This is a genomic window from Litchfieldella rifensis (assembly GCF_042646605.1).
GTDB classification, from domain to species: Bacteria; Pseudomonadota; Gammaproteobacteria; order Pseudomonadales; family Halomonadaceae; genus Litchfieldella; species Litchfieldella rifensis.
In genome coordinates this window covers 415,800-425,643 of the sequence record NZ_JBHRUG010000017.1, presented here as the reverse complement: position 1 = coordinate 425,643, position 9,844 = coordinate 415,800, and the positions used below count along the sequence as shown (strand labels likewise).

Sequence of the window (9,844 nt, the reverse complement as noted above, 5' to 3'; positions counted from 1 at the left end):
TCACCGGCCTGTGGGCCTGCATGCAGAGCCAAACCCCATTCGATTCCTCGTTGCTCTTCAGCGATGAGCATATGAACGCTTGAGTCGAAACGGAGTATCTACAATTCCGCTTCTGCCCGAGCTACTGGCCATCTCTGCGACCCTGACTTCCTAGACCAAGCATAAGGAGGCGTAATAGCAAAAAATGTAAGTACGGTTACCATTCTCCGTACGCCTAATAGCGGCTATGGAGCTGGATTGACGGCGATATCGAAATGCAGCACGTCTTCGCGCTTGCCGAGTTTCGAGTAGAGGGCGATGGCGGGGTCGTCGCCATGGTCCGCCTGCACGAAGACGACGTAGGCGCCGCGTGCGGCAGCGATTTCCTTGAGGGCCAGGATCAATGCCGTGGCGACACCTTGACGCCGGCATGCTTCCGCGACAGCGAGGTCGTAGATGTAGATCTCGCTGCGCTCCTGTTCGAACTTGTGCAGCACGTAGGCGGCGAGGCCACCTACTACCTCGTCGCCCTTGAGCGCGGCGAGTGCGATGAAGGTATCGTTGCCGAGTAGTTGCCGAAGGTAGTTCGCGCTGGGCCGGGCGCGGCCATAGGTATCCACCTCGTCGAAGGCCTCGCCGAAAGTGGTCAATAGCGCATCCATCATGACCAGGTCGTCGGCGCTGAGCGTGTGGATGCGAACAGGCCGGCGCTCACCCACCGTTCTGCCCCGCCGCACGCAGCATTCTCTCCTGCTCGCTTTCACCGACTCCGAGCATCTGCAGGATCTGGCGTTGAGCGGCGTCCAGGATATGCTGACGCTCTTTTTCCTCGGGCAGACTCTTGGCGATGGCCACGGCGCCTACCAGCGAGGCGAGAATGGCGCGAGACTTGTCGGCGATGACCTCGCGGTCGGGTTCGAAGGGCAGTTTCTTCAGCCGGCTCAGGGCGATGAGTCGTGTTTCCAGCATCTTCCTCATGCGCAGGTAGGAGGCTTCGAAAAGCGTGCGGATCTCGGCGTTCTCGTTGCCGATCTCGTTGAACAGCACCGTCTCGGGCCCCGGCTTGCGCTTGCGTTCCAGCTCCTGAAGGTTCCAGCAGTTGGCGACCAGCTCCGTCAAGTGCTTCACCGACAGCGGCCCCTTGACCAGCCGGGCCGCACGGCTGGTCTCCAGGGTTTCCCGCACCGAGGCGTGGTAGAGCGCTTCCTTCGAGGAGAAATGCGCGTAGAAGGCGCCGTGGGTCATCTTGGCCAGCTTCATGATCTGGCCGATGGAGACCTTCTCAAAGCCCTTGCGGCTGAACAGCTCGATAGCGGACTTGAGGATACGCTCCCGCGATTTGGCCTTGTGGTTCGTCGAGTAGGGCATGGCGACCTCTCACTCCGCTGAATATTATCTTGATCATATCAAGCTCGGTGTTAGCGTGGCACAACCCCAAGCTGTTCAGGAAACTACCATGCAATCACCGCTCGTCATCACCGGCATGGGCATGATCAGTCCCCTCGGTTGCGGCGTCAAGACAGGCTGGGAACGCCTGCTGGCCGGCCACTCCGGCATTGGCCCGATCACCCGATTCGATACCGGCGACCTGCCGATCAAGGTCGCGGGCTCGGTTCCCGGCATCGCCGACGATCACGAAGCCGGCCTCGACCCGGACCGCGTGGCCGATGCCAAGGAGCGTCGCAAACTGGAACTCTTCAGCCTCTACGCCATGGCAGCAGCCGAAGAGGCGCTGACCCAGGCCGACTGGTTCCCCTCGAGCGACGCGGACCGACAGGCCACCGCCACCATCGTGGGCTCCGGCATCGGCGGCTTCCCCACCATCACCCAGGCGCAGAACACCCTGACAACACGTGGCCACCGCCGTCTCTCTCCCTTCACCGTGCCGGCCTTCCTGGCCAACCTGGCCGCGAGCAACCTTTCGATTCGCTATGGCTTCCGGGGGCCGCTGGGGTGTCCGGTTACCGCCTGCGCGGCAGGCGTCCAGGCCATCGGCGATGGCATGCGCCTGATACGCAGCGGCGAGGCCGATGTGGCCGTGGTGGGCGGCGCCGAAGCCTGTATCGACCCGCTGTCGCTGGCCAGCTTCCACGCCATGAAGGCGCTCTCCACCGAACAGGAAGCCCCCGGCAAGGCTTCGCGACCCTTCGACCGGGCACGCAATGGCTTCGTCATGGGAGAAGGCGCGGGCCTGATGGTGATCGAAAGCTTGGCCCACGCCGAGGCACGCGGGGCAACTCCCCTGGCCATCATCAGTGGCTATGGCACCAGTGCCGACGCCTTCCACATCACCGCCGGCCCGGAAGACGGCGCCGGTGCCGCGGCGGCCATCCGGGCAGCGCTGAAGATGGCGGCGCTGCCTGCCGAAACGATCGACCACATCAATGCCCACGCCACCTCGACGCCGGTCGGTGACCGTGCCGAGATCGCCGCCTTGCGCAGCGTATTCGGCGATGCACTCGCCGGCATTCCGATCTCGGCCACCAAATCGGCCACCGGCCATCTGCTCGGTGCCGCCGGCGGCGTGGAGAGCATTTTCTCCGCCCTGGCAGTGATGCACGACCGGCTACCCCCGACCCTGAACCTGGAAAACGCCGACGACGACATGCAGGACCTGGACTTCGTCCTTGGGGCGGCACGCGAACAGCCCACCCAGCACGTGCTGTGCAATGGTTTCGGCTTCGGCGGGGTGAATGCCGCCCTGATCATCAGCAAGGTGTAGCGGTGGTGGATCGAGGGGTCATGCCAGGTACGGCTTGAGCCACTGGCGCAGTTGCGGGCCTTGCAATAGACCCGGCTGACGGGCCACCTCTTCGCCGCCGCGAAACACGATCAGGGTAGGAATGCTGCGAATGCTGAAACGTCCGGCAAGGGCTGGCTCGGCCTCGGTATCCAGCTTGGCGAAGCGCATCTGCATGGCCAGCTCGCGCGCCGCCTCGGCAAAGACTGGCGCCATCATCTTGCACGGACCACACCAGCTCGCCCAGAAATCCACCACCACCGGAAGCGTGCTGCGGTCTACCAGCGCAGTGAAGTTAGCCGCGGTCAACTCCAGCGGCTCGGCGACCAGTAACGGCTGCTTGCACTTGCCGCACTTGGGGCCATCACCCAGCCGCCCCTGGCTGATCCGATTGATCACCAGGCAGTGGGGGCAACCAAGGGTATAGGTATCGCTCATGCAAAGCTCCGGGCGAGCATCGAGGTGGTACCGCGCCCCTGACGCCGGGCACATGGTAACCTGCAAATTTTGCTAAAGGCTCATGCGAAATATCGTCGTTTGTCGAGTATAAGACGAGTGACATAGATTTGCTTTGCCTAATACAGCCTTCCAAAACATGGCCTTCCAGAGCTGACTCCGGACATGTTGGATATTATGCCCGGGCGGACCCAGGCGGAACTGGGAGATAGCAGCGTGGCCTCCAACAGGCGGAGTGTCGCGAAATGCCGACATTAATATCCCCTTCAATCACGGCACTCGCACTCCTGACGGCACTTGCGCGCCGTTTACCTTTTGTGTCGCTTCGCGGCAACAGATACAGCGGATTGCCATGCAGGACAACTCGAATAGAAAACACCGTTCTTTAATATCTCATTGATTTACAATATTTTCATTTATATGGCACGGTTATTGCTTAGTCATAAACAGGAGCTAGTCTCGCTACGACGAGTGGCTCAAGGAAGAGCCAGAAAAGCCATCCCTGATGGAGATCCGCCCCGGGGAGATTGGGGCACAAGGAGGCGCTATGAAACTCAAGACACTTGCCACCAGCATGGCACTGGTTTTCTCAGGTCTGGGCGCTACGGCTACCCAGGCGGATGACTTGAAGAGCGGCAGCTTTTCTGCCCTGCCCATGATGGAAACGGCCGGTAACTCCCAGCTGTTGTTGGCTCAAGCCGATGCCGATGCGGGGGCTGATGCCGATGCCGATGCGGGGGCTGATGCCGATGCCGATGCGGGGGCTGATGCCGATGCCGATGCTGATACCGAAGCCGATGCGGACACCGAAGCTGGCACCGATACCGAGACCGATACAGACACCGAGGCCGACACGGACACCGAGGCCGACACGGACACCGAGACCGACACGGACACCGAGGCCGACGTCGAAGCCGAAACCGACATGGATGCAGAGACCGAGGAGGATGCTCAGGACACCAAGACGCGCGCCCCGGGCCTGGATCGGGCCATTGAGCACGCGGCCGAGCCTGCCCAGGATCGTCTCGAAGAGAACCGTGATCGCCTGAGAGACGATACCGAGGAGACCGAGGAACAGGTCGAGGAAGAAGAGCTGGTGGAGGAAGGCGAGGTCAGTGCCGAGGGCGAAGGCGACGTATCCGGTGAGGTCCGCTGAAGCGGGTCTCGGATCCAAGCGTGGACCGAAAAGCTGGCGGCACTCGCCAGCTTTTCGGCAAGCCCCACGGCTACTCGTCCACGATGACCCCGAACATCGCGCCCCTCCTCTGAAATGTGGGGTTCGGCTAGACTGGGAGGCTTTGGTAACCAGGGAAGATCGCCATGTCGGCCGCACTCGAGCAGCACACCCTCAAACTCTCCATCGCCACCACCTTGGCGGTTTCGGCCCTTGGGGTGGCCTTCGGGTTGCTGTCAGGTTCCCAGTCGATTCTCTTCGACGGGGTCTTCTCCATCATCGACGCCGCCATGTCGGGCCTTGCGCTGCTGGTGGCGAAACTCGCAGTGCGCGAGGTCAGCCAGCGCTTCCAGCACGGCTATTGGCACCTGGAGCCCATGGTGGCAGCCTTGAACGGCAGCATCCTGATGCTGCTTTGCGTCTATGCCTTTCTCAATGCCGTGCAGGGGCTGATGAAAGGCGGACGCGAGCTCGCCTTCGATCTGGCCATCGTCTACGCACTCTTGGTGGCCGGTGCCTGCTTCGCCATGTACGCCTACGAGAAGCGTATCAACCGTCGCGTCGATTCCGAGCTCTTGCGCATCGATACCCAAGGCTGGCTGATGGCTGGACTGATCACCTCGGCACTGCTCGGTGCCTTCGCCATCGCTCTGGGGCTGGAGCGCACCGCCTATACCCACCTCCTCACCCCCTACGTGGACTCCCTGCTGCTGGCGGTTCTCACGCTCTGTTTCATGCCAGTGCCCATCGGCATCGTGCGCCGCGCCCTGAAGGAAATTTTCCTGATCGCCCCCAGTGCCCTGGATCGCGAGGTGCATGCCGCCATGGTACCGGTGATGGCGCGCAAAGGGTTGCTCGAGTACTACAGCCATGTGGCCAAGAGCGGGCGCGGCCACTTCATCGAGATCCACATCGTCACCACGCCGGAATTTGCCGCGGACCAAGGCATCGTCTTCCTCGACGAGATCCGCAAGCAGATCAGCGAAGGACTTTCCATTCCGCCGGATCGGCGCTGGTTCACTGTGGCCTTCACCGCCGACCCTCGCTGGGTCTAGGGCGTCAAACACCCCAAAGGGGTGGAGACGACGAATCACTCCAAGGTGGGCGCAATCGCCGCGATGTGACAACATGCCAAGAGAAAAGGCCCCGGCGCTGTCTGTGAAAAACCTAGACCCTTAGCGAGCCGCGGAATCCTCTGGAGGAATAGTATGATTGTGCACCGTTATGATATACAAAGACATAACCGTAGCGTCGATCACAAAAGAGGGCTCCGCCGAGTTTTCTAATGTCAGAAGGTGTTTTCACCCAGCTCGACGTCTTCGTATCGAAACTTCCAAGCTTCTGCAATTCTCGATATTGCTCTTCCGTTAAAAGTTCAATGCCCATGGCAGCCGCCATATCAACAGCGTTATTTTCCGGCTTATGTTCTTTCCTTGACTCTAGCCCCTCGCGGTCGTAACAAACACTTCTACGACCTTTAGGACTTTCCGTGGAACAATCATAAAAAATGTATTCGCCCGTCCTTTGATCATGACCAACGACATCCGGTTCACCGCCAGTTCTTTCCATTTCATTGAGTGACCACAGCTTTTCCGTATTAACCTCAAGCTTTGCTTGTACTTCAGCCCATTCAAGACCTTTATGTCGGTCCATGCTTTTCTCAAAACGGGCTTTCAATGTCCTGAGTAGTTCTTCATGCTGTGGTGCTTTCATGTCTTTTGCTCTCGCCTCTCTGCTCTGTTTCATTGGCCGCCCAGCCTTCTTACGGCTTGTGCTTTCGCTTCACGACCGCTGCAAGCATGAACCCATTGCTCACAGACGAGGAGTTCAATTAGCGCCTGCATAAGGCGCGAGCCTCCGATTCGGCAACCGCACGGGGTCTAGGCGTGGGCCGAAAGCGGGCGGTACTCGCCAGCTTTCGGCAAGCCCCAAGGCTACTCGTCCACGATAACCTCGAAGCCACCATAGATCAGCCGCTTACCGTCGAAGGGCATGGGGTTCACGTCGGGCTGCATGCGCGGGTCCTCCATGACCTTGGCCATGCCCCGGTCACGCTCCTCGCGGGATGGCCAGGCGATCCAGCCGAAGACTACGGTCTCATCCGGCTGGCGCTTCACCGCCATGGGAAAGGAGGTGACCTTGCCCTCCGGCACGTCGTCCCCCCAGCACTCCACCACCTTCAGGGCGCCGTGCTCCTTGAACACGACCGCGGCATCGCTAGCGTGCTTGATGTACATCTCTCGGTTGGTGGTGGGTACAGCGGCAACGAATCCATCCACGTAAGTCATGAGGGTGCTCCTATGTTCTCTGGTATAGACCCGCAACGGCCTTCATCGGCGGCGGGTACTACATAGTCGTGCCAGCACCAGGAAAATCGACACTGAAGGGCCGTTCACGGTAACCGAGCCGCATACCGCGAAAGCGCCGGCGGTACTGGCTGGGAGTCACTACCTTACATTGCTGGAGCTTCCCCTTCTTCAAGCTCCGAAGCCAAGCAAGCCTCTATCGACTGTTTCATATGGGTGACGAGCGCCATAAGCTCTGGCTCTCTCCTATAGGAACGCTAAATAAATCGAGTGAGGTCTAGCGACCGCCACAGATATCGATGAAGGCTCCCGTCGAATAGGAGGCTTCATCCGACAACAACCACAGGATGGCGTTGGCGACTTCCTCTGGGCGGCCGCCGCGCTTCATCGGTACTGAATCTTTCAAGCGTTCGACCCGGCCGGGTTCGCCGCCACTGGCGTGGATATCGGTATCGATGATGCCCGGACGCACGGCGTTGACACGAATGCCCTCGTCGGCAACTTCCTTGGCCAGGCCGATCGTGAAGCTATCGATCGCCCCCTTGGCGGCGGCATAGTCGACGTATTCGTTCGGAGCGCCAAGACGTGCCGCCATCGATGACACATTAACGATCGCCCCACCTGCCCCGCCGCGCTTGGTCGACATCCGGCGGACTGCTTCACGCGCGCATAGGAAACTGCCGGTCACATTCACCGCGAATATCCGAGCCAGTCGCTCGGCACCGATCGTCTCGACCCGGCCCTGGCGCTCGAGAATGCCCGCGTTGTTGACCAACGCACCGATGACGCCTAGCTGGCGCTCTGCCGTTTCGAAGAGACGCACGACATCGGCCTCGATGCTGACATCGCCGGCCACGGCGATCGCCTGACAGCCGGAGGCAGTGATCTCATCGACAAGTGCCTCGGCAGCCTGGCTGTTGGAACGGTAATTGATACAGACCGCGTAGCCTCGCGATGCCGCGAGCCTTGCCGTCGCCGCCCCGATGCCACGGCTTCCACCAGTGATGACCACGACCCGGTTCATACTGTGCCTCCGTATCGGCCTGACGTTCCCTATGACTGACACCAATGCTTTATATCGTACCACTCGTTGCTGCATCGACTGCCGTATCTTGCGGTCCCTTTCCTAGAGCCACATAAGGCTGGACGTCTCCGCGTGATCCAAAGGTTACGATGAATATGTTCATAGTTAAGGCTTCGGCATGAAGAAGACTTAACTGACTTCTTCTTTACTCCATGTGCATTTGGTCAGTAAGGGTGGCCCGAAATCTCGATACATCTTCTCTTCATTGCTTAACTCACAATTGAGCACCAGCGGTTTTCCACCAAGCTCTGCATTCTCGCCTGAGGCTCGCTTTGAATATGACCATATTCTTTCTTCCTTGTCGTCTACCAAGACCATTATCTGCTGAGCTGCAACAAACTCAGCGAGAATAAATTGCGTTATCCCTCTCCGCCTAATCTCCGGTAGCTCTACAACACCTTCCTCATTCGTGAAAGCATGATCTTCACCTTGCTTATTCCAGTCCCAGCGACGTATGACTTTGGCACCTTTCAAGGGCTCTTGATTCAGGGTGATCGTGATTCTGGTGGGAGAAAATACGTAAGCTTTCCCTATATCAAAGAAAGTCATGACGATTGCCAAGCCGAAAAGCAAAATGACCAGCATCAATATTAAAGTTTTCATCCTTGAAGTTACCTATCGCGTGATGATTACATCTGAACAAATAGCCAAGTTATAACAAAATCCTGGCAAGGTATCGATTTCTTTCTTGGGCAGCCGCTTATTCTCCTTTGAGCCGCTTTGTCATCAGGCAGCCATCTTCTCCGTAGCATGACTCCATCATTTCAAGGATGCTTTCAACATCCTTTTCCTCTGCTTTTTGGAAACGGCTCATCACCCTTCTAAAAACTCCCTAGATGGCGGATTGGTATTCCAACGGCCTACCGCTCCGCCATGGCCAATTTCGCACCCAGCGCCACAAACACGCCAGAAAAGGTCCGCTGAATCCATTTGATCAAAGCCGGGGAATTCGAAAGATAGGTGCGGACGCCATTAGCAAATACCCCATATACGATGAAGACGGCCAATGTCATGACCATGAACACGCTACTCAGCAGCAGCATGTGGGTGATAGGCGATACGGCATTATGCGGCACGAACTGGGGGAGAAAGGCCAGGAAGAAAATCGACAGTTTCGGATTCAAGATATTGATGAGAAACGCCCTTGTCGCCACTTTCGACAGTTTCTTGTCCGGTGACTCGCCGCGCAAGGCGATCGTGCCGGATTCCTTCCACATCGCCCACGCCAGGTAAGCCAAGTAGGCGACGCCTAGATACTTGATGGTCTGGAACGCGACACTGCTGGCGTGGAGAATGGCGGCCAACCCCAAGACACTGGCCAGCAAGTGAGGAACGATACCGGCGGTACACCCCAGCGCCGCGAAGACACTGGCGCGCTTGCTGCTCATCAGCCCCGTGGATATCGTGAACAGCATACCCGGTCCCGGTAGCAGCACCACGACCAGCGACGTAATCAGGAATTCCATGCCAGGCATTTCAGGGCTCCCTCTTATTCCTTCGATTCGAGACAGGATAGCCTATCCTGGCACGTGGTGGTTTCCCCTCACTGCGCCGTCGGAAGCATTGCGTTTCGTGAACATGCCCACCGGCTTGCCTGCCGGGCCCTTCGCTCGGGGCGTTGACCTATAGGCGCTGTACGTCGATGACATACCCGATGATAGGGTAACCAGCCTTTCTGGCAGCTTTTTCGGCTTCCAACTGCGCTTCAAGCTTGGAGATACTGGACGAGCAGTGCTCGAAGACGGTGTCCAGTTCGAGAGGCTTGGTGCGCACGGCCAGCTTGATGAGGTAGCCGGTCTTGTGGGAAGTGGCCTGCCGGCTGACAGGGTCAGGCTTCGCGGCTCGATTGGCCGCCTTGGTAGGAGCTTTCTTCTCCTTCTCGCCACCCTTCTTCTTGGGTGTTAGAAAGTCATCGATCTCACGCCGCATGTTCTGCTCGAAATCACTCAACTCTGTTCTCATCTCACCTCCATTAACCAGCTCCTGTATTGCCAAGTATACCAAAATTTTCCATCTAATTTCCCATACCGTGTTATCGATTTTTTGATAAAAAATATTACGCTGTGGTACGCCACGACAAGAAACCAATGATTACTTATAAAGTA

General features: G+C 58.5%; 12 protein-coding genes. 3 read left to right on the top strand and 9 right to left on the bottom strand.

The window, feature by feature from the left end; genetic code table 11:
- Positions 1-224: 224 nt before the first annotated feature.
- Both ACFOEV_RS09085 and ACFOEV_RS09080 read right to left on the bottom strand, forming a co-directional pair.
- Complete coding sequence (locus tag ACFOEV_RS09085; RefSeq protein ID WP_386773079.1) at positions 225-698, bottom strand: AAC(3)-I family aminoglycoside N-acetyltransferase; 474 nt, start codon at positions 696-698, stop codon at positions 225-227.
- Complete coding sequence (locus ACFOEV_RS09080; protein WP_386773052.1) at positions 691-1,347, bottom strand: TetR/AcrR family transcriptional regulator; 657 nt, start codon at positions 1,345-1,347, stop codon at positions 691-693. The genes ACFOEV_RS09085 and ACFOEV_RS09080 overlap by 8 nt, the downstream gene beginning before the upstream one ends.
- A gap of 88 nt (positions 1,348-1,435) precedes the next feature.
- Between ACFOEV_RS09080 and fabF the strand changes: the two genes are divergently transcribed.
- A complete protein-coding gene (fabF, locus tag ACFOEV_RS09075) occupies positions 1,436-2,701 on the top strand; it encodes a beta-ketoacyl-ACP synthase II (RefSeq protein WP_386773050.1) in 1,266 nt (421 codons plus the stop codon).
- Between the two features lie 18 nt (positions 2,702-2,719).
- Here fabF and trxC read toward each other — a convergent pair whose 3' ends face one another.
- The gene (gene trxC, locus ACFOEV_RS09070; RefSeq protein WP_386773048.1) at positions 2,720-3,157 is read right to left on the bottom strand and encodes a thioredoxin TrxC; all 438 of its coding nucleotides are present in this window, start codon (positions 3,155-3,157) and stop codon (positions 2,720-2,722) included.
- 565 nt (positions 3,158-3,722) lie between these two features.
- Between trxC and ACFOEV_RS09065 the strand changes: the two genes are divergently transcribed.
- Both ACFOEV_RS09065 and ACFOEV_RS09060 read left to right on the top strand, forming a co-directional pair.
- Complete coding sequence (locus ACFOEV_RS09065) at positions 3,723-4,331, top strand: hypothetical protein (protein WP_386773046.1); 609 nt, start codon at positions 3,723-3,725, stop codon at positions 4,329-4,331.
- Positions 4,332-4,495: 164 nt separating this feature from the next.
- Positions 4,496-5,404, top strand: coding sequence for a cation diffusion facilitator family transporter (locus tag ACFOEV_RS09060; RefSeq protein WP_386773044.1), 909 nt, complete (start codon positions 4,496-4,498; stop codon positions 5,402-5,404).
- A gap of 112 nt (positions 5,405-5,516) precedes the next feature.
- On the opposite strand, the gene ACFOEV_RS09055 is transcribed toward ACFOEV_RS09060, so the two are convergent.
- From ACFOEV_RS09055 to ACFOEV_RS09030, 6 genes are all read right to left on the bottom strand, one after another.
- The gene (locus tag ACFOEV_RS09055; RefSeq protein ID WP_386773042.1) at positions 5,517-6,062 is read right to left on the bottom strand and encodes a DUF4256 domain-containing protein; all 546 of its coding nucleotides are present in this window, start codon (positions 6,060-6,062) and stop codon (positions 5,517-5,519) included.
- A 221-nt stretch (positions 6,063-6,283) separates the two neighbouring features.
- Complete coding sequence (locus tag ACFOEV_RS09050; RefSeq protein WP_386773040.1) at positions 6,284-6,637, bottom strand: DUF1428 domain-containing protein; 354 nt, start codon at positions 6,635-6,637, stop codon at positions 6,284-6,286.
- Between the two features lie 295 nt (positions 6,638-6,932).
- A complete protein-coding gene (locus tag ACFOEV_RS09045; RefSeq protein ID WP_386773038.1) occupies positions 6,933-7,679 on the bottom strand; it encodes an SDR family oxidoreductase in 747 nt (248 codons plus the stop codon).
- 189 nt (positions 7,680-7,868) lie between these two features.
- Positions 7,869-8,342 carry a DUF6795 domain-containing protein gene (locus tag ACFOEV_RS09040; RefSeq protein ID WP_386773036.1) on the bottom strand — a complete coding sequence of 158 codons (474 nt, stop codon included), beginning with the start codon at positions 8,340-8,342 and terminating at the stop codon, positions 7,869-7,871.
- 257 nt (positions 8,343-8,599) lie between these two features.
- Positions 8,600-9,205 (bottom strand): LysE family translocator, encoded by a 606-nt coding sequence (locus ACFOEV_RS09035; RefSeq protein ID WP_386773034.1) that lies wholly within the window; start codon positions 9,203-9,205, stop codon positions 8,600-8,602.
- A gap of 157 nt (positions 9,206-9,362) precedes the next feature.
- A complete protein-coding gene (locus ACFOEV_RS09030; RefSeq protein ID WP_386773032.1) occupies positions 9,363-9,701 on the bottom strand; it encodes a hypothetical protein in 339 nt (112 codons plus the stop codon).
- Positions 9,702-9,844 lie beyond the last annotated feature (143 nt).

Bases quoted from the DNA above. Each gene is read 5' to 3' on its own strand.
- ACFOEV_RS09060 (WP_386773044.1), top strand. From the start codon at position 4,496: ATGTCGGCCGCACTCGAGCAGCACACCCTCAAACTCTCCATCGCCACC.
- ACFOEV_RS09065 (WP_386773046.1), top strand. From the start codon at position 3,723: ATGAAACTCAAGACACTTGCCACCAGCATGGCACTGGTTTTCTCAGGT.
- ACFOEV_RS09050 (WP_386773040.1), bottom strand. From the start codon at position 6,637: ATGACTTACGTGGATGGATTCGTTGCCGCTGTACCCACCACCAACCGA.
- trxC (WP_386773048.1), bottom strand. From the start codon at position 3,157: ATGAGCGATACCTATACCCTTGGTTGCCCCCACTGCCTGGTGATCAAT.
- fabF (WP_386773050.1), top strand. From the start codon at position 1,436: ATGCAATCACCGCTCGTCATCACCGGCATGGGCATGATCAGTCCCCTC.
- ACFOEV_RS09040 (WP_386773036.1), bottom strand. From the start codon at position 8,342: ATGAAAACTTTAATATTGATGCTGGTCATTTTGCTTTTCGGCTTGGCA.
- ACFOEV_RS09055 (WP_386773042.1), bottom strand. From the start codon at position 6,062: ATGAAAGCACCACAGCATGAAGAACTACTCAGGACATTGAAAGCCCGT.
- ACFOEV_RS09080 (WP_386773052.1), bottom strand. From the start codon at position 1,347: ATGCCCTACTCGACGAACCACAAGGCCAAATCGCGGGAGCGTATCCTC.
- ACFOEV_RS09035 (WP_386773034.1), bottom strand. From the start codon at position 9,205: ATGGAATTCCTGATTACGTCGCTGGTCGTGGTGCTGCTACCGGGACCG.
- ACFOEV_RS09030 (WP_386773032.1), bottom strand. From the start codon at position 9,701: ATGAGAACAGAGTTGAGTGATTTCGAGCAGAACATGCGGCGTGAGATC.
- ACFOEV_RS09045 (WP_386773038.1), bottom strand. From the start codon at position 7,679: ATGAACCGGGTCGTGGTCATCACTGGTGGAAGCCGTGGCATCGGGGCG.